General features: G+C 70.1%; 9 protein-coding genes. 2 read left to right on the forward strand and 7 right to left on the reverse strand.

From position 1 onward, the window contains the following. Positions 1-312: 312 nt before the first annotated feature. The 7 genes from DEJ34_RS13755 to DEJ34_RS13785 form a co-directional block, all read right to left on the reverse strand. On the reverse strand, positions 313-4,608 hold the full coding sequence (locus DEJ34_RS13755; RefSeq protein WP_110911826.1) for a type VII secretion EssC family protein: 4,296 nt from the start codon (positions 4,606-4,608) through the stop codon (positions 313-315). A 100-nt stretch (positions 4,609-4,708) separates the two neighbouring features. Further along, entirely contained in the window at positions 4,709-6,061 is a 1,353-nt protein-coding gene (locus DEJ34_RS13760; RefSeq protein ID WP_110911827.1) for a type 1 periplasmic-binding domain-containing protein, read from the reverse strand. Beyond that, a complete protein-coding gene (locus tag DEJ34_RS13765; protein WP_110911828.1) occupies positions 6,058-8,748 on the reverse strand; it encodes a hypothetical protein in 2,691 nt (896 codons plus the stop codon). Before DEJ34_RS13765 ends, DEJ34_RS13760 begins: the two co-directional genes overlap by 4 nt. Positions 8,749-9,042: 294 nt before the next feature. After that, positions 9,043-9,273 carry a hypothetical protein gene (locus DEJ34_RS13770; protein WP_110891086.1) on the reverse strand — a complete coding sequence of 77 codons (231 nt, stop codon included), beginning with the start codon at positions 9,271-9,273 and terminating at the stop codon, positions 9,043-9,045. 763 nt (positions 9,274-10,036) lie between these two features. Next, positions 10,037-10,792 carry a hypothetical protein gene (locus DEJ34_RS13775; protein ID WP_146236947.1) on the reverse strand — a complete coding sequence of 252 codons (756 nt, stop codon included), beginning with the start codon at positions 10,790-10,792 and terminating at the stop codon, positions 10,037-10,039. A 31-nt stretch (positions 10,793-10,823) separates the two neighbouring features. Further along, positions 10,824-16,268, reverse strand: a complete 5,445-nt coding sequence (locus tag DEJ34_RS13780) for a DUF6531 domain-containing protein (protein ID WP_110911830.1) — start codon at positions 16,266-16,268, stop codon at positions 10,824-10,826. Between the two features lie 106 nt (positions 16,269-16,374). Next, on the reverse strand, positions 16,375-16,656 hold the full coding sequence (locus DEJ34_RS13785) for a pyrophosphorylase (RefSeq protein ID WP_110823592.1): 282 nt from the start codon (positions 16,654-16,656) through the stop codon (positions 16,375-16,377). Between the two features lie 209 nt (positions 16,657-16,865). Between DEJ34_RS13785 and DEJ34_RS13790 the strand changes: the two genes are divergently transcribed. Both DEJ34_RS13790 and DEJ34_RS13795 read left to right on the forward strand, forming a co-directional pair. Continuing rightward, positions 16,866-19,031 carry an RNA degradosome polyphosphate kinase gene (locus tag DEJ34_RS13790; protein ID WP_110824134.1) on the forward strand — a complete coding sequence of 722 codons (2,166 nt, stop codon included), beginning with the start codon at positions 16,866-16,868 and terminating at the stop codon, positions 19,029-19,031. Further along, complete coding sequence (locus DEJ34_RS13795) at positions 19,028-19,975, forward strand: NUDIX hydrolase (RefSeq protein WP_181420447.1); 948 nt, start codon at positions 19,028-19,030, stop codon at positions 19,973-19,975. Before DEJ34_RS13790 ends, DEJ34_RS13795 begins: the two co-directional genes overlap by 4 nt. The last annotated feature ends 228 nt before the right edge of the window (positions 19,976-20,203 follow it).

Consider the following 20,203-nt stretch of genomic DNA (forward strand, 5'->3'; position numbering starts at 1 on the left):
GCAGGCCGCGGTCTCGGCGGGCTCGGATCGGCGGCGGCCTGGGCAGTCGGCGGTCAGGGCAGTCGGGGTCTCGGCGGGAGCCGCCCGGGCGGTCGATCTGGGCGCGGAACCGACAGATCAGCCCGGGACTTCCGCGGTGATTTGTCGGTTTGATGCCTGGGTCCGGCTCTGGCCTCGGCCGCGGCCGCGGGGCGCGCCGGACCTCACGGGGTCGGGCCTCGCCGGGCCGGCCGGCCAGGCGCGGCCGGCCGCCGGGCCGTGCTGGCCCGACCGGGCTGGGCCGGGCGGCTGTTCCGAGGTGGGCGGAGGGGATCAGCTCGCGGCGGACGCCGTCTGCACGAGCCGCACCGCGCCTCCCGAGGCCGCGTACCCGCGCCCGGTCGTCAGCGCGACCGGAGAGCGTCGAGGCAGCGTGACGCCGAGGAGCTCGCCGTCGTAGTCGACGTCGGGCTGCAGGAGGACCCCGCACCGGGCCTTCCGGACCGCTCGGGTCCAGTGGCTGTACATCGAACGGAGGTCCGCCGACCGCCCGGCGGCGACCACGCAGAGCCCGGGGCGCTCGGACGTCAGGAGCGACGCGATGCTCTGGTCGCCGTCGTCGAACCGTTCGGCGTCGTCGATGAGCAGCAGCACCGGTCCACGCTCGAGCCGGAGGCCGGCCAGCAGCGCCGGGACCTCGTCGGCACCGACGGCGAGACGGTCGACCGCCCCGGTGTCGAGCGCGCTCGCGAGCGGTGAGCGTCGGTCGCAGACGGCCCACACGGCGGGTCGGGTGCCCTCCGCGCTCCGTGCGGCTGCGGCCAGGGCGAGGAGCACCGAGGACTTGCCGGAGCGCGCGGGTCCGGCGACGAGGACGTGCTCGCCGTCGTACACCTCGAGCACGGCGGTGCCGAGGTCGTCCTCCGCGATGCCGACCGGGAGCTGCCACGGCTCGGTGTCGAAGCGGGCGGGGACGGCGAGGTCAGTGACCGCGACCGAGCCCGGGAGCCGACCGACCGCGCTGGCCTTCGGCGTGAGGTCGCCCCACTGCTCGCGGACCGCGCGGACGGCCTCGGCGAGGGAGCCCGTCGGCGTGCCCACGTGCGACTGCAGCTTCGCCGTCGAGTCGATGAACCGGCCGGGGACGGGCGGCGGCACGTCCTTCGGTCGGACGCCGATGGTCGCGTAGTCGTAGGGGTCCGCGAGGCGGAAGAGCCACTTCTGCGTCGTCACCTCGTCCATCGCCGAGGGGACGGCCTTCGCCCGGGTGGTGGACACGGCGAACGAGATGCCGAGCGCCGGCCCCTCGGCGTAGACGCGGTAGAGCGCGTCGAGCAGCTGCTGTCCCTCGAAGTCCTGGTACTCGTCGCGGAGCGCCGCCAGACCGTCGAGGAGCACGACGGCCCGACGACCACCCGGCGCAGCACGGCGGCGGTCGAGCTCGGTGCGGAGGTGTCGGAGCATGCGGGTCTGCAGCTCGGCAGCACCGGCACCGGCACCGGACCCGACGTAGGCGCTCGTGTGCGGGAGGTCCGCCAGGGGCGCGAGGTCGCCGGCACCCATGTCGAGGACGAGCAGGTCGAGGTCGTCGGGGCTCGTCGTGCGGGCCAGCTGCAGCGCGATCGACGCGAGGGCCGTGCTCGTCCCGCTGCCGGGGATGCCCATGAGCATGAGGTTGCCCTCGGCGAGGTCCCACCCGGTTCGGACCTGGCGCTGGTTGTCGGGGTCGTCGGCCAGGGCCACCGGGACGCGGGTCGGTGCGGACGTCTGCTGTGTCGTGTCGGGTGCCGGCAGGAGCGCGTCGAGCGGGACAGACGTGCCGAGCGCTTCCGGCCAGATCGGCCGTGGCGGTGCGTAGCCGGCCTCGTCGTTGGCCGTGCGGATCGCGTCGATGAGGACGTCGAGGTCGGTGAGGTCGTTCGACGCCGGTGCGGAGAACGCCACGGGCGCGGGGACGCCGAAGACGTCGGTGGGGCGGACCGTGACGGGCTGCTCGGCGCGGGCGTCGCGGGCGCGACCGGTGACGAGCGCGGTCTGCACCGGCGTGATGTCGTCCTGGCCGAGCTTCACGTAGGCACGACCGGTCTGCTGCCGTCCGATGCCGGCGGCCGACGGCACGCCGATGACGTTCGTCGAGTCCTCACGACTCTGCACGCGCAGGGCCACGCGCATGTTCGTGTTGGCGAGGATGTCCTCGCTGACGACACCGGCCGGCCGCTGCGTGGCGAGGACCATGTGCACGCCGAGGGTACGACCCACCGCGGCGATCGCCACGAGGGACGTCAGGACGTCCGGGAAGTCCTTCGCCAGCATCGCGAACTCGTCGACCACGAAGAGCAGTCGGGGCATCGGCTCGGACGGCTTGGTCGCCAGGTAGGCGTCGAGGTTGTCGATGTCGGCACCGGCGGCGGCGAACACCCGCTGGCGTCGCCCGAGCTCGGCCTCGAGCGCCCGGATGGCGCGGTCGGCCAGCTGCTCGTCGAGGTTCGAGATCGTGCCGATCGTGTGCGGCAGACGCTCACACGCGGCGAAGGCGGCGCCGCCCTTGAAGTCCACGAGCAGGAAGTTCAGGCGCGTCGGGTCGTTGCGCGCGGCGAGCCCGGCGACGAAGGAGCGCAGGAACTCGCTCTTGCCGGAACCCGTCGTCCCACCGACCAGGCCGTGCGGGCCGTCGCGGACCAGGTCGATCTCGAGGACGCCGCTCTCCGACGACCCGATCGGCGTCGAGAAGCCGGTCCGGGCGTCCCAGGCGGCACGGATGGCCGCGGGACCGCTCGGCTCGGAAGCAGAGTCGGGGGCGGCGCTCGCGAGCAGGTCGGGCAGCCGCACGAGCGACGGCAGCGAGGCACCCGGCACCAGGAGTTCCGGGTCGTCGAAGTGCGAGACGTGCCGGGCGCACTGCTCGGCGTCCGCCGGGCTGAGACCCGCGAGCACGACGTCGTCCACGCGCGTGCGGTCCTCCGGGCGGTACACCGTCGCGGCCGCGTCGGCCCCCACCGTGATGATCGTCGTGCACGCGGCGGGGAGCTGCTGCTCGTTCGTCGCGATGACGATCCCACTCACCCGGCGGGGCCGCTCGCCCGGACGACGCACCTGGCCGAGCGCTGCCCGACCATGGCCGAGCAGGCTCCGGGCCGGGGCGTCGCGCCCCTCGGTGAGGACCTCGGAGTCGATGAGCACGAGGAGCTCCGGGGTCGGCAGCTCGTCGATGGACTCGCGCAGGCCGCGGAGCACCGCGGCGCCCTGGTCACGCTGCGCGGACATCCACCGCTGGCCGGTGCTGCTCCCCGCGACGCGGGTGTGCGGCAGCCAGGAGGCCCAGGACCAGTCGTCCTCGCGGCCCCTGTCGCAGAACACACCGACGGTCAGGTCGGCGGGTCCGCAGTGCACCGTCGCCTGGACCAGGAGGCTCCGGGCAAGTGCGAGGGCACCCTCGCGGTCGCCGACGATGCCCACGACGCCGGCGTCGCTGAGGTCCGCGACGACCGGGGCCGCCGTCAGCTTGCTCTCCTCGATGGCGGTCTTCGCCGCCTCCTCGAGCTTCATCTGCGTCGCGCGGGAGTCGAGCTGGGGACGCCAGGGCGCGTCGCCCGTGCCGGCGTGCAGGCTGAGGAAGTCGACATCGTCGGCCCGGCGCTGCCACAGGGTCGTCGCGGGCAACAGCGCGCGTCGGACCACGGTCGCCGGGTCGGGGACGAGTTCCTGGCGACGGGCGGCCTCGATCGCGGCGGCAGCGGTGATCTCCCCGCTGAAGTCGCGGACCGCCTCCGCGAAGCGCTCGTCCTCCTCCTTCAGGTTCTTCGCGCGCCGGTGCTTCTGCTCGAACCACATGCCGATCGCCGTGACGGGGCTGAGCAGGGCGAAGAGCGCGAAGCGGGCGTCCCCGAGCAGTGCGACCATCGCACCGGCGAGGACCAGCGGAGCGGCGACCGTGATCCAGCTGAACTTCGACGCCGGCGGCACGTCCCGCTTGCTCGGCGGCGACACGGGCTCCACGTCCCGGTTGCGCCCCGGACGCGGAGGACGGTTGAACGGCGCCGTGGCCGCGGGGGTGAGGTTCGGGAGCGAACCCGGAGCAGGAACCGGCGTCTCGTGCAGGTCCGGGCGCACGAGCAACACGGCGCCACCCACGATGACGCTCGTGCCGACCTCGACGAGGACGCCCTCCTCGTCGAGTCGCTCCCCCGCCACGACGGTGCCGTTCGTCGACCCGGAGTCCCGGATCCGGACCCCGTCGTCCTCGAGCTCGAGCGTGCAGTGCTCCCACGAGGCGCTCTCGGTGGGCAGGACCAGGTCGGCCTGCGGCGCCCGACCGACCACGAGCCTCCTGGACCGGGGGATCGGGACGACTGCCCCGGTGTCGAGACCGCCGGCCAAGGTGACGGACCAGCCGTCGACCAGCTGGGGGCGTTCCTCGGGCGTCCGGGCGATGCGGGAGCCCTCGAGCAGGACGAGGTCGCGGATCGGGGTGTCCACGCTCGTCCGGTGTCCGTCGACCGCCAGGGTCGTGCCGGGCTCGAGGCTGATGCCCACGGCGGACTGGACGAGTTCGCCGAGACACGACGTGGCTGCCCACCCGTCGACCTCGACCGCTTCACGTCGGTCGTCGAGCTCGATCAACAGTCGCATGCTCGCTCCTCCTGGTCCGTGCGGTGGGGCGGGTACCGGCGGTCCGGTTGCCCGTCGTCTGGGGTGCCGGCGACTCGTGCGCCGGTGCGCCGGTGCGTGGTCAGCGAGCGGTGGAGTCCTGGAACCACACGAGCGACGCGGTCGGTTCCGCGGTCGCCGGTCGGAGCCCGAGGGTCTGCGACGAGGCTGCGAGGACCGTCGCATCCGTCCGGAGTGCCTGCTGCTGGCGGAAGTCGAGCGCAGGTCCTGCGATCCCGTCGCCGGCGTCCAGACGCAGTGTGGCGAGCGCGTCGGTCACCTCGGACGGGTCGTCGCTGCGAGCCGAGCCGACGGCTCGCACCAAGGCCACGACCGCGTCATGGCTCCGCGAGTCAGCAGCCCAGGCCACCGCGGAGAACGGCTGGTCCGCGGTGAGGTTCTGCGCATCCGGGTCGTCAGCGAGCACCCGGACGCCGCCGAGGAACGCCGACATCGCACGGCCCTGCTCGTCGGAGGTGAGCGCACGCGCGTCGTCGGTCGCGACGCCCGCGGAGACGAACGTGCCCGACAGGCTGCCGTTCGCGTCGGCGAGCGCGGTGCCGAACGCCGGACTGGTCGCCTGCGGGGTGAGGACGACGGGCACCGTCACGTCCGCGGACTGCAGGGCGGCGACGAACGCCCCCTGTCGAGCCGCCGAGCCGCTGACGACGACCGCGTCCGAGTCCGCCGGAGCGGGGGCATCGGCCGGGTCGTCACCGGCTGCGGGCGTGGCGTCCGCCGTCACGGCACCGGTCCGCTCGGCGACCGTCGTCGCGAGCGCGGTGTCGTCGGCGGCGGCATCCGCGGTGAGCACGTGGGCGACCTCCAGCCCGGAGGGCGCACCGCCGCCGAGGTCGACCAGCAGCGGGGAGTCGGCGCCTCGGAGCGCGCGTTCCATGGCGGCGCTCGTGGAGGCCGGCGACGGCGCCGTCGACCACGAGTCGCTGCCACTGGATGCGTACGGGAGGACGACCGGCACCCCGGCGTCGGCGGCGGCCTCGAGCGCGCCGAAGACGTGTGCACCGGACGAGGCGACCACGATGCCCGAGACGCCGCTGTCGACGAGTGCCTCGACGGCACGCTCCCCACCGCCGGCGCTGCCGCCGTCGTTCCGCGTCACGAGTTCGACGTCCGTCCCGCCCAGCGTGAGACGACGTTCCGCGACGAGGGCACCTTGCGCCGCTTCGTCCCAGTCGGCCCCCTCGCCGTCGCCGAGCGTGACGACCACACCGATCTTCGTGCCCTCGGGCACATGGGCGACCCGGATCGGGACCGGCACGGTCGCCGGGACGGCCTCGGCCGCGGGCGTGTTCCGGTCGACCACGAACACCACGACCGCGAGGACCACCGCGATGACGAGCACCGCGATCGCGACGATCACGAGCGGCTGGCGCGGCCGCCGGTCGTGCTGCATGTCGTCGACGGCGTGCGTCATCGTGTGCCCCCGATGGTGAAGGTGTACAGCGTCGTCGAGGTCGCGCTCTCCGGCACGTCCATCCGGAACGCCGGCAGAGTGGTCGCCGCGTCGAGCGATGCGCGGAACTGCTCCTGCTGGAGGAGGATGCCCGCCACGTCCTCGGCGCGCACGTTGGCGTACCCAGCTGCGTTCTGCGAGGCCAAGGCGAGCTGGTAGTCGGCGGAGTCGGACTTCGCCGCGCTCGTCGCCATCGCGCCGAGGATGCCGGAGCCGTTGACCTTGCGGTCACCCAGGTCGAGCATCACGCGGTTGAGGTCTCCGGTCAGCAGCGTGCTCGCGCCCTCGACGTCGCGGGTCGACGCCGTGGTGCTCGCGTCGATCCGCGCCAGGCTCTGCTTCGTCTGCTCGTCCACTGCGCTCGCGAGGGCCGAGTTCTCCCGCTCGAGCTTGCCGCGCTGCTCGTCGATCGTGCCCTTGGCTCCGGATGTCACCTGCTTCGACGTCGAGCGGAGGCCGGCGATCGACTGGTCGAATGCCTTCAGCACCGCGGTGTTGCTCGTCTGGGCCTGTTCCGAGACGTCCCGGACTTGCTGGTCGATGAGGTCCCCGACCTTCTTCTTTGTCTCCTCGTTGGCATCGGCGAAGCGCTCCTCAACCTTCTCCGCCAGCGCACCCTTCTGCGTCACGACCGCTCCGAGGCCCGTCGCCACCTTCTGGTCGGATGCAACGAGACCATTGACGAGCCGTCGAAGTTCATGTATCGAGTCCTGCACACCTCCGTCGCCCTCCTCGGTGGCCGTCCTGACGGCGTCCACCGCCGTCCTGACCTCGTCAATGCTCGTCTCCAAGTCTCCGAGCGTGGCGCCGATGCCGGACTTCGTGTCATCGACGTTCGTGGCGCTCACGATGGCGTCCCATGCCTCGTGCTGGTCATCGAGCCGGACGTCCATTGGCCTGGAGAACGGGAAGGGCGGGTCGAGCGGCTCCTCGACCGTCTGGTCGTCACCGTCCTCGCACGGCGTCGCCGTCAGGTAGGAGCGCAGGTCATCTGCTTGGTCCTCGGTGAGCCCCGAGGTCGTTGGCAACAGCGGAATCCCGCTCGGGTCGCGTCCGATGAGGCGGCAGATCTGGTCCGCAAGTGCAGCGTTCTGCGCCTGCATCGACGGTCCGGACGGGTCCTCGATCTCGCCGAGCGCCGTCCGCGCACCCTCCGCCTGGTCGTGCACCGCGCGGAGCTGACCACGGACGGCGTCGACCTTCCCGCTCATCTGCTCCACGCTTGCTCGCAGCATCTTCAGAGCCTTCTGAATCTCGCCGGAGTCGGACGTCGACCCGGACGTGAGCTGTGCCAGCTCTGCTTCGATGCCACTGACTGCGGCACTGACCTTGCCGTAGTCGGCCAGGGCGTCCTCCGCGAACTGCGTCTTCCTGAGACTGTCCGCGAGGTCCTTGCCGGTGGCGACGAGCCCGGTCAACGCCTGCATGATCGTCGTCGAGGATGCGAACAGCGCACACGTCAGGGAGGAGCGGGCGGCCTCGAGCGCGCACTTCTCCGCTGTCGGCTCACTGGGCCCGACGGACGATGCGAGCTGCACACTGACCTGCTGCTTGCACTCCTCGCTCGCCGTCGCGTACCCCTCCAACTGCGACGACACCCGCAAGAGGTTGCCGTACACACTCGCGCCACCATCCGCCTGCTGCGGAGCTGCCACGCAGCCCTCGCCGTCGATCGCCGGACGGGGAGCGGTGGCGGAGGTGTCACCGAGCAACGCGTCGAGGCTCGTGGTCGTCTCCTGCAGCTGCTGCAAGACAGTGGACTGCGTTGCACCGACCGTCGAGCCGAGGTCGGACTTCAACGAGCCGAGCTGGCCGGACAACGACTTCAACGTGCTGGCGAGCGACGTGCTGCTCTCTTTGAGCCGGTCAGCGGTCCGCACACCGAGCGTGGACGACGTCGTCTCGAGGTTCGACCGGACCTCGGTGATCGTGCTCCCGGCACGCGCGAGGACCTCGTTCACCTGCGAGATGAGGTCGATCGTGCGTCGCTGGAGCGCCAGTTCGGAGTCCGTGTCGGACCCGAAGGCCGCGTTCACCACCCCGGTGGAGGACAGGTCGGTCGAGATGCCCGGCTGCGCGGCCAGGTCGAAGGAGGGCGCGGCGAAGTCCTCCACGTTCGCCACCAGGTGCAGGGTCGTGCTCGCACCCGACGTGGGCGGGGCGAGCAGGCGTCCCCACTGCACGACGGCATCGCCGTTCCCGTTCGCGCTGACGACGCCGTCGGTCGCGGTCCGGTCGTCAGCGGTCTCGGTGACGACACTGTTCGGCCGGGTGCCCGGCAGCACGGTCGACGCGGCGATGCTGAAGGGAGCACCGACGAGCGCCGGCGTCGTCCGGGAGGTCCCAGCCACGTCGTAGGTCAGGTTCCGCGACCGGACGGTCAGGTTCTCGACGGTCAGGTCGATCTCGACCCGACCGGAGTAGCCCGCCAGGTCTGCGAGGTCGGTCCCGCTCTTCTTCGCCGTCGTGTACTGCGTGGTCACGCGCAGCGGCAGGTCACCCGCGGCCTTCGCCGCCTCGTGCTCCGTGACCGAGGACGACGAATCGTCCTTGCCGACCGAGATGGCGGTGTCGGAGATCGTGGTGATCGATCCGTCCGCCGCGAGGCGCGTGTCCACGGTCTGCAGGACACGGGACGGGTTCTCCACCGCGCGATCCGTCGATGTGCACCCCGCCAGGACAACCGCAGCAGCGCCCGCCATCGCGACCACCGCGAGCGCGCGGCTGTTCCTCGTTCGTACCCCTGGATGCAGCGTGCGCAACGACATTGGCGACCGTCCCCCTCAAGAACCGACAAGCGACTCGATCCTAACGGGGCTGCGCCGCGGAGGGACGACTGTGCACAGGCGCCCGGGTCCCCCGTTCGGGCGACACGACCAACGGCGATGACTCGCGGGCCGTTCGGCGTTCGGCGTTCGGTGCAGCGATCACCGAGACCCGAGCTACACCGACTGCGCGAAGGTCAGCACCAGCGCCCCGAGCTCGCTTCCGACAGGCCAGGAATCCGCGACCAGCCGTCCGGCCTCCCGCACCAACGACCGGGACACGGGGCTCCCGTGTTCCTGCACCAGAGCCCGGGTGAGGACGGACTGCACCGCGTGGATCTGTTCGTCAGAGGCCGCGTCTTCAGCACCGCGATCGTCCAGGGTGTCGATCAGGTCGAGCAAGCTCATGTCGTCCCTCCAGTCGCGCCTGCGCCGACCGAGCGCCGAACTCGAGAACGACGGTATCCGAGGAGTTCCGGCGCGGCACCGAACACCCGCGACGAAGCCCTCACCTCGAGGGAGCCGCCACCGGCATCAAGAATGTACTCCTCTCCGGTCTCGAAGCTGATGCGATGTCACCTCGGTTGTCCACCGTGACGCCCTCGCGCAGCACGAACCGCCCGCAACCGCCCTGTTCGATGAGCTCTTGAGGAACCGATGCTCCGACGCCGCTAGCCGAGCGCGTGGACCCCCTAACCGCCTCCGCTGAGGAGATGAAACACGACAAACGGACGCGATGTGCAACGTCGCACGACTGGAATACCGCAGAGCCTGCGAGGAGGAACGCACTCGCGAAGACGATCGCGAAGGCCCACACGAGGAACAACACCCACGCCTTGGCCTTCGACATCTTCGGTAGGGACCCGGTTGCTGTTGCCTTCGGTGACTTCACGCTGACGAAGCGGACACGATCACTGGCGGCGAGTTGAGCCCTGATCGGCACGGGCGTCAGCGCTCAGATGCGATGAAAGTCCTTGACGTACAAAGCTTGGCGGTTGCTGTTGAGAAACGGGTGCAGACAGTACGAGCCCGCGCCGACATCGAAATCACACGCCATCCCCGGCTTACCTCCCTCCGGCTCGGCCGGACTGACGGGAATCCGACCGCAGTCGGAAGTCGTGACCTCAACCTCGGCGGATGACCGCCCTCGTCCTGGTGACGCCGCAACCGCTCAATCAAACGACGGACGCACTGTCAGCACCTGCGCACCCTCCCACCAGTCAGGCTCCGGCCGTACGGATTTGCCGAGCTCGAATGCCGTCGCAATCGTGACGGCTTTCTCGACATCGATGAGCAAGCCCCGATTCACGGGCGCGACGACGTTTCCCAGCCGCACTTCAATTTCTCCGACGTCAGTTGGTTTCGCTGGCATTCGCCAGGACGCATCGTCACGCACGTCTCCCGCTTCGAAGAGCACGAAACGCCCGGCAGCTCCATGACAAACATCCAGGCGCCCGTGGCCCTTAACCAACGAGACCAATGTGCGCTCCTGGCCGTCAAGAGCGCGGATCTTGGCTTCAACTTGAGGGACAGTCGGGGACCATTCGCGGAAGGACTTGCCCCTCACGTCCCAATCGAGGTGGTGCTGCTTGGCCTCTGGTTCCGTTCCCCGCTGGCCACGTAGTTGCCCGATCATGGCGCCGGCGAACCACCCCGCCAGGACAGACAAGAACCACGCTGCCCTCGCAAGAGGGAAGTTCGTCAGCCCGGCCACGTCGAGGAGAGGAATGCCAACCGCCACGAGCATGAGCACTCCCAAGAGCCATCCGCGTCCCATTGCTGCAAACACGGCGCCGACGACGAACGGGAGCACGACGCTTGACAACACCAGGTGAGTCGGTGTGAAGCCACGCATCGCTGAGGCAAGGGCCAGGGCGAGGAAGACGACCATGATCCCTGAGTTCCATATTGCCGTCGTCTGGGACATCGGCGTCATTCTCTGCCGACGCCGTTCGGACTTAGCCACTGAACATTTCCCAGACAGCGTCGCCGATGCCCCCGACAGTGGCACCCGACGCGGTCGAACCCCAGAGAGCAACGCTGTTCTGCTGGGAGCTGAACAGCCCGTCAGCGGTTCGGGGCTGTGTGTAGGGCATCTTCCTCAAGACTTCCATGTTCGTCTGTTCGAATTGTGGGCGTACCGCTGGCAGGTGAACCGACCCGCCGCCCGAGATGGTACTGAAGGCCATGTCCTGCCAAGTCATGTCATGCCCGTCGATCATGGACGAAATGCCGGCACCGCCGACCGAACTCGCCGAGCCGATCAATGAACTTGCTCCCTTCGCCACGAAGCCCTCCACAGGACGCCCCAAGGTTTCCGCGATGGTACCGCCAGCGGGACCGCTCAGGCCGCCCAGCGAGCCGCTGACGAATCCACCGACTGAGGAGGCCACAAGACCCCGACCGGTCACCTGCTCGCCCTTGGCAACCGATGTCCCTGCATAGACCGCCGTGGACATGCCCGATGAAATACCCCCGTTCACCGCCATGTTCGTCGCGAGGGACTTCACGACCTGACTGGTGGGCGCCACTCGCTGAGCGACGAACTGCGTGGCTGGTCCGCCGAAACGAGCGCCTTTGAGCAACGTGCCCATCCCCGCACCTACTCCGCCCATGACTGTCATAGCGCCAGCCTCAACCCAATTGACAGTGCCAGTGGTTGCCTTCTGGTATATGACGTCCGCGCCTCCGCTGATGAGCATCATGCCGAGCGGTCCACCGAATCCGGTGGCCATTGCCAGTACCCCGAGAGCAACGGCGCCACCACCGACCAGGTATGCATTGTCATTCATCAACGTCTTCAGACCGCCCTGGTGCGCATCCCGGTACGCCTGCAGGTCCTTGTCCGTCGCCGGCCGCAGCCCGAGTGGGTCGACCGCGTGCAGCGGATCGTTCCCCGCGTACGAGTAGGGGTTCCCCGACCACCCAGCTCCGACGACCGGAGCGAGCGGGTCCGTCGACAGGAAGCCCTTCGCCACGGGGTCGTACACCCGGGCCCCGAGCCACTCCATCCCCGCGATGCTCAGGCTGCCGCCCGGGGTCAGCCCGACGCCGGACGGCAGGGCAGCTCCGCCGCCGATCCCGTTCGTCGATGCGAGGAGCGCCCAGGGGTCGGTCGCATCGGTCGCACGCGCCCCGCGCCAGGTCGATGCCGTCCAGTTCCCGTCGATGGCCACGATCCCGCCCGGAGCCTCCAGGACAGGCGTCGCGCCGACGGAGGCCAGAACTGGGACACCCGCAGCGGTGTCCCACCAGGTGACGGATCCTCCGACCTCCGCGACCTCGCCCAGGGCGTCGGTCCACACCTCGAGTCGGCCGGTCTCGTCGTACGTCGCGTCTCGTTCGACGACGCCGGCCAGGAACCCGAGGTCCGACCATGCGTACTCGGTGGTCGAACCGTCCGGAGCAGTCCGCCGGACGCGCCGTCCGAGTCCGTCGTGCACGTACTCGGTCCGCGCACCGTCAGCACCGGTGGTGGCGACGAGTTGCCCGGCAGCGTCGTACTCGTGTCGGAGTTCGGCACCGCCGACGGTCTCGGCGACGAGGCGTCCCGCGGCGTCGTACCGCCAGGTCCGCCCACGGCCGCTGTCGTCGAGCGCACTGACCAGCTGCGCCGCGGCGTCATGGGTGTAGGTCCTCCGGCCGTCCGCGCCGGTGATCCCCGCGATGCGGTCGTCCTCGTCGCGGTCGATGCGGGTCGTCGTGCCGCCTTCCGGCGTGGTCACGGTGTGTTCGACGAGCGCCCCGCGCTCGTAGGACCACGACTGGACGACGTCACCGGTCGAGGCCTGGACAATGCGCCCGAGGGTGTCCAGGGTGAACGCGGCGGGCGTGAGTCCTTCCCGTTCGACGCCGACGACGCGGCCTGCGGCGTCCCTGCGCCATGTCGTGCGATTGCCGTCGGGGTCCGTGCGCGCCGTACGACGTCCGTCGGCGTCGTACTCCCACGACATCGCCCGCCCACCCCGGCTCCGCCGGACGAGCAGACCTCGCCGGTCGAAGCACAGCTCGTGCTCGATTGCCCGTCCGAGGCCGCGCGTGTGGTCGGTGACGACCACGGTCCGTCGAGCCCTGTCGTGCATGGTCTCCGCCACGAGAGCACCGTCCACCGAGAGCCGCCGCTCACGTCCTGCAGCGTCGTACGCCCATTCGACCACCCCGCCGTCGGGGTCCGTCTGCTGGATGCGGCGGCCCGCGGCGTCGAGTCGTGCTGTGGTCGTCCTGCCGAGCGGATCCGTGATGGCGGTCAGCCGTCCGGCGCCGTCGTAGGTGTACCGGGTGATGCCACCCACCGGGTCGGTCGCGCTGGTCAGGCGCCCGTCGACGTCGTACGTGTACGCGGTCACTCCACCGACGCCGTTCTCGGCCTCAGTGAGCTGGCCCGCGGCGTCGTAGCGGAACCGACGTCGACCGTGACGTGCGTCGTGGACGGAGACGAGCCTCCCGGCCGCGTCCCAGCGGTAGCGAGCCGTTCCTTCTCCGGGTGCGGTCCGCGCGACGACGCGTCCGACGACGTCGTACTCGATGCGCTCGACGTCACCCGTCGGCAAGATCCGCGCGACGACCCGTGAGTCTGCGTCGTAGGTGATCGTCGTCCGCGCCCCGAGTGGGTCGGTGGCGGCCGAAGGCCGGCCACAGGCGTCGTACTCGTAGGTCGTCCGCCCACCGCTCGGCGACGTGATCGCGCTGATCCGGCCACTCGGGTCGCGCTCGATACGGGTGAGGCCACCCTCACCGTCCACCAGCTCGACCGGTCGGCCACAAGCGTCGTACGTCACGAGTTCGGAACCGGTCTCGTCGGACGTCACCTCGACGGGCCGTCCGAACTCGTCTGACCGGACGGTGGTCGTCGCGAACGCGTCCGACAACGTGGAGATGCCAGTGGCCGGGTCCTCCGAGAACTCCTTGCGGACTCCGGTGGGGTCGGTCACGGCGTGCAGGTCGCCGTTGACCCCGTACTCCCGGCGCCACACTGCGCCGGTGGGGTCGACGACGGACTGGAGGCGCGACAAGGCGTCGTGCGCGAAGGTCCAGGACGCGCCGCTCGGCAGGGTGACCTGCAGCGGGTTGGCCTGGTCGTCGTAGGTCCGGCGGGTGGTCCGTCCGAGCGCGTCGGTCGTGGAGGCGAGTTCACCGTCCGCCCCGTAGGCGAGGACGGTCCGCGCATCGATCGGGTCGGTCACGGCGCTGACGCGTCCACCCGCGGTGTACTCGACCGTCCACATCGCGCCGTCGGGGTCACGGCGAGCGACGACCTGACCGGCGGCACCGTATCGGTACTCCGTGCGGGCGCCGGTGGGGCTGATGGTCGCGACGGCGTGACCGGCGGCGTCCCGCTCGATCCGTGCGACGTGCCCGGCAGCGTTGGTCACGGCGACGAGCTCGCCCGACGCGTCGTGGTCGAGGCTGAGCGTGACACCGGTGGGGTCGACGACCCGGAGGAGCAGGCCGTGGTCCCACGTGAGTTCGGTTCGTCCGCCCATCGGGTCGATGACGACCGACGGGTCACGCTCGTCACCGTCGTACTCGTACGTGACGACGCTGCCGCTCTCCGTGACCACGGTCGTGACGCGGTCGGCGTCGTCGTAGCCGTACGTCAGGTCCCCACCGGTCGGCGTGACCGTCCGCGTACGGCGGCCTCGCGCGTCGTAGGCGTGCACGGTGACCGCACCGTCGCGTTCCGTCGCTGACACGAGGTTGCCGTGCGGGTCGTAGCTCATCGACTGTCGACGGTCATCCGAGTCGATGATCCCGACGAGTCGACCCTTCGGGTCCGCGATCCAGGCGTTCGAACGCGTCCCGTCCTGGTCGGAGACCACGGTCACGCGGCCGGGGAGGTAGGCGAACCGGACTCGGCGGCCGTGCGGGCTGGTCTGCTCGACGACACGACGCTGCGCGTCGTACACGTTGTCGACCTCGAGCACGCCGTCGGCACTCGTGACCGTCACGATGAGGTCGTCCTCGTCCCAGCCGTACGTCCTGGTCCCGAGCGGGGTCGCGGCCGAGACCAGGCGCCCTCGGTCGTCGTACCCGTACTCCACCCGACGTCCGTCGGAGGCCCGCAGCACGGCGACACGACCGTCGACGTACTCGACGTCCACGAAGCGACCGCGTTCGTGGCGGAGACGCACGACGGCGTCGGAAGCGTCCCGTTCCACCGCCACGGCTGTTCCGGGTCCGGCGCTCTCGCCGACCCAGAGACCAGTCGGGGTGAAGTCGATACGACCACCCTCGTTGTCCCGCACGACCAGGAGGTCTGCCTCCGTCGTGAGCCACCGGTTCTCGCCGACGCCGCGCGCCCAACCGGTGCCGGCCCGGGGGAAGCGGACGAGCCGGCCGTCGGCACCGACGAAGGACGCGCCCTCGTCGTCGAGGAGCAGGCGGGTCTCGAGGACGGACGCCCACCCCGGGCCGAAGACCCCGACCCGCTGGTCGAGGGAGTTGTACATGCGCGAGACCCTGAGGGACGCGGATGCGCCGTCGAAGGAGAGGTCGAGCTCTGGCTCGAGGAAGTTGCCGGTCGTCGTGTTGACCGGGTCCATCGAGTAACCGGTCGTCGGCTGCGCGCCGTAGGCGGTGGGCGGATCGATCTGCAGGTCGGTCCGGTTGGCCGACACGCCCGCGGCCTGCAGAGCTGCGCCGAGCGCTGCGTCGGACACGGTCGAGACCGCGCCTTCACCCCCGGCGGCGGCGAAGGCGTCGGCGATGGTCTTCGCCCAGGCGACGTCCTGGTCGTTGGCTGCGAGCCACCGCTCGAAGCCGGTGACGAGCCCGTCCGCGTTGATCGTGCCCCAGGAGCACAGGGACGCGAAGTCGGACAGCTTGCCCCGGAGCAGCCCGGGCTTCCCGGACAGCTCGGAGTTCAACGACGCCGAGCCCGTGGCGAAGGACCGGAGGTCTTCCGGCTTCGCGGACGACGTCCCGCCCCCGCCGCCGCCGGAACCCGGGGAAGGCGTCTGCCTCGGCTTCGGCTGCATCTCCGCGGGGCCGAACGGAGGCGCGGGCTTGTTCTCGATGTCCGGCGGGTTCCCGGTGCCGAACGTGTCGTCCCACCACTTCTCGAACCCGTTGCGTTCAGCCTGCTGCTCCTGCCACTCACGGGCCTGGCGACGCCGTTCGCGTTCTTCTGCGGCGAGCTTCTTCATCTGGTCGACCCACCCCGCGACCGTGCGCATCAGGTCTGAGAGGGTCGTACCGTCGCTCTTCGCGATCGTCGCGTTCTCGGTGAACAACTGCGAGAAGTGGCCGCGGAACTCCTGCGAGGCCGTCGACACGTACGACTGACGACTCCCGATCTGACCGTCGATCGCACTCGCCGCGCCGCGCATGGCGCTGGCGAGCGCATCAGCGGTGGCGTCGTCGAACTCGATCGGATCGGTGTTGGCGTGCAGCTGTCCTGACACGGTTGTCGTCCCCCCGGAAGAAGTGGTGCTGGTCGTGATGGTCCGCGTCGAACGCGGGAACCCGGGCCGTCGAACCAGTCGACGACCCGGGCGCTGTCGGTCGGTGTTACGCGCCGCCACCCGCGGTGAAGATGTCCTGCGAGATCTTGTCGAGCTGCGTCCGGAGCTGCTCGAGCTCCGTCTTCGCCTTGTCCAGCGCAGCCTTGGTCTCCGGCCACGTCGAACCACGGAAGTTCGCAGCCAACGGCCCGTCCCACACGTTCGAGTCGGACAGGATGCGCCCCTGCGCATCGAGCTGCGAGATCTGGTCCGTGAACCCACCGTTCACGATGGACTGGATCTGACGGATGGCGGTCTTCGCCTGCTCGGTCGAAAGCACACGCGACATGGTGAACCCCTCTTCTCTTCGTACCTGCACCCCCGCGCAGAAGATCCCCCGGAGGCTCTGACGCGCACCACCATACCGAGTCGTCCACCCGCTCGTACCCTCCTGTGGACAGCTGATCCGCCGTCCCGACGACTGCCCGTTCACCCTCTGTCTCCACAGGCGCAACCCGGGCCGCTCCCGGTGCAGGGTGCTGGTGGCAGGATGTGGCCATGGACACCGAACCGCAGCTGGACGGCGACTCCGTCGCGAACGACCTCGACGACTTCGACGAGGTCGTGGAGATCGAGCACGAGTCGCTGCCCTCGGACCGGTACTTCGACCGTGAGCTCAGCTGGCTCCGCTTCAACCAGCGCGTGCTCGAGCTCGGTGAAGACCGGACGCAGCCGCTGCTCGAGCGTGCGAACTTCCTCGCGATCTTCGCGTCGAACCTCGACGAGTTCTTCATGGTCCGCGTCGCCGGCCTGAAGCGCCGCATCGACACCGGCATCGCGGTCCCCACCAACGTCGGTCGCGCGCCGAGCGACGTCCTGCGCGACATCGCGATGAAGGCGCACGAGCTGCAGGAACGGCACGCCAACGCCTTCATCGGGTCGCTCAAGCCCGACCTCGACGCCGCCGGCATCCACGTCGAGCACTGGTCCGACCTGGGCGAGGACGACCGCCTGCGGATGCGTGAGTACTTCAGCGAGCAGATCTTCCCGGTGCTCATGCCGCTCGCAGTCGACCCGGCACACCCGTTCCCCTACATCTCCGGCCTCTCGCTCAACCTGGCGGTGCGGGTGCGCAACCCGAAGTCGCAGCGGCAGGAGTTCGCGCGCCTCAAGGTGCCGCAGAACTACCCGCGCTTCATCAAGCTCCCGGACGACAACTCGGGGCGGCTGCGCTTCATCCCCCTCGAAGACCTCATCGCGAACCACCTGCCGGACCTGTTCCCGGGCATGGAGGTCCTCGAGCACCACGTGTTCCGCATCACCCGCAACGAGGACGTCGAGATCGAGGAGGACGAGGCCGAGAACCTCATCCAGGCACTCGAGCGAGAGCTCCTCCGCCGTCGCTTCGGTCCGCCGATCCGGCTCGAGATCACCGAGGACATGGACCCGGTGACGCTCGACCTCCTGGTGCGCGAACTCGACATCACCGAGCAGGAGGTCTACCGCCTGCCGTCGCCGCTCGACCTCGGCGGGCTGTTCGAGATCGCCAAGATCGCCCGTCCCGACCTGCACTACCCGCGTCACGTCCCGACGACCCCGGTGCAGTTCCAGCCGGGCGAACCGAACACGAAGCCCGACCTGTTCCGCGCGATCGCCGCGCGCGACGTCCTGGTCCACCACCCGTACGAGTCCTTCGCGACCAGCGTGCAGGCGTTCCTCGAGCAGGCCGCAGCCGACCCGAACGTCCTCGCGATCAAGCAGACGCTGTACCGCACGTCGGGCGACTCCCCCATCGTCGAGGCCCTCATCGACGCCGCAGCTGCCGGTAAGCAGGTCCTCGCCCTGGTCGAGATCAAGGCGCGCTTCGACGAGCAGAACAACATCACGTGGGCCCGCAAGCTCGAGAAGGCCGGCGTGCACGTCGTCTACGGCCTGGTCGGGCTGAAGACGCACTCCAAGCTGGTGCTCGTCATCCGCCAGGAGGGCGGCACGCTCAAGCACTACAGCCACATCGGCACGGGCAACTACAACCCGAAGACCTCGCGGATCTACGAGGACATGGGCCTCTTCACCGCGGACGACACGGTGGGCAAGGACCTGACGCGCCTGTTCAACGAGCTGTCGGGCTACGCCATCGAGAAGAAGTTCAAGCGACTGCTGGTCGCGCCGCTGCACCTGCGGAAGGGGCTGGTCAAGCGCATCCAGACAGAGGCGCAGAACGCCCGCGACGGGAAGCCCTCGGGCATCCGCATCAAGGTCAACTCGATGGTCGACGAGCAGATCATCGACGCGCTCTACCTGGCGAGCCAGGCCGGTGTCCCCGTCGACGTCTGGGTCCGGGGGATCTGTTCGCTGAAGCCGGGACTCGAAGGGGTCAGCGAGACCATCCGCGTCCGGAGCATCGTCGGACGGTACCTGGAGCACTCCCGGGCCTTCGCGTTCCACAACGACGGCGACCCGGTCGTCTTCATCGGCAGCGCAGACATGATGCACCGCAACCTCGACCGTCGCGTCGAAGCCCTGGTGCGGCTCACCGCTCCCGCGCACATCGACGAGGTCCAGGGGATGTTCGACCTGGCGATGGCCGAGACCACCAGTTCGTGGCACTTGGAGTCGGACGGCGAATGGACCCGCCGCTCGACGGACGAGGACGGTCGACCGCTCGACGATGCCCAGAACGTGCAGATGCGGACGATCTCGGCGCGGAAGCGCTCGACGCGGTGAGTGGAGGGCAGGCAGGCCCGGTCGTCGCGGCCGGGGCCGTGGTGTGGCGCGAGCAGGACGGCGTCCCGCTCGTGCTCCTCATCCACCGGGAACACCACAAGGACGTCTCGTTCCCCAAGGGCAAGGTCGACCCGGGCGAGAGCGTCCCGGAAGCAGCTGTACGTGAGATCGACGAGGAGACCGGGTACCGCGTGTACCTCGGCGCTCCCCTCGGTCGTGCCGAGTACGTCCTGCCCAGCGGGCGCGACAAGGTCGTGCACTACTGGTCGGCACGGGTGAGCCGGAAGGAGTTCGAGCGAGCGGGGGCCTTCCGTCCGAACGACGAGGTCGCCGCCGTCGAGTGGGTGTCGATCGACGACGCCCGCGCGCGGCTCACCTACGAGCGGGACGTCGCGATCCTCGAACGCTTCGCCGAGCGTGCGGCAGCGGGCGAGCACGACACCTTCGCCCTGATCGCCCTGCGGCACGCGAAGACCGTCCCCGGTTCGGACTGGGACGGGCCCGACGCGACCCGCCCCCTCCTGCCGGTCGGACGAGCGCAGGCGAAGGCCGTGGCGGCACCGGTCGCGGCGTTCGGCCCGAAGAAGATCGTCAGCAGCACCGCCGCGCGGTGCCTCGCGACCGTCGAGCCGCTGTCGACCAAGACGAAGCTCGGCGTCTCGGACACCCCGGACATCAGCCAGGACGCCCACGAACGCGGCACCGCCGACATCAAGGGCGTCGTGCGGAAACGCCTCGACAAGGGCAAGTCCGCCGTGCTGTGCTCGCACGGCCCCGTGCTGCCGGACATCATCTCCCGGATCGCGAGCGACACCGCCGATGACCGGGCGCGGTTCGACCTCCGCCGGGCCGCCATGCTCTCCGTCGGGGACTTCGCCGTCCTGCACATCGCCGGCCGCAAGCTCGTCGCGGTCGAGACGCACCGCAACACCGTCAGCGCCTGACCCAGGGCCGGAGCAGCCCGTCAGCGAGCAGGACGGGCAGCCCGGAACCAGTCGTCCGTCATGACGGGCAGCCCGGAACCAGCCGTCCGTCATGACGGGCAGCCCGGAACCGGGCCGTCCGACAGGCCGGGCTGCCACCCGGCCGGGCCGTCGGACAGGCGAAGAGTCCAGCGTGGCAGGACCCGCGTCCGGCACGGACGCCGACCATCGGGACCCACCTCAGCCGGT

This window comes from Curtobacterium sp. MCPF17_050, assembly GCF_003224435.2.
Classification (GTDB): Bacteria; Actinomycetota; Actinomycetes; order Actinomycetales; family Microbacteriaceae; genus Curtobacterium.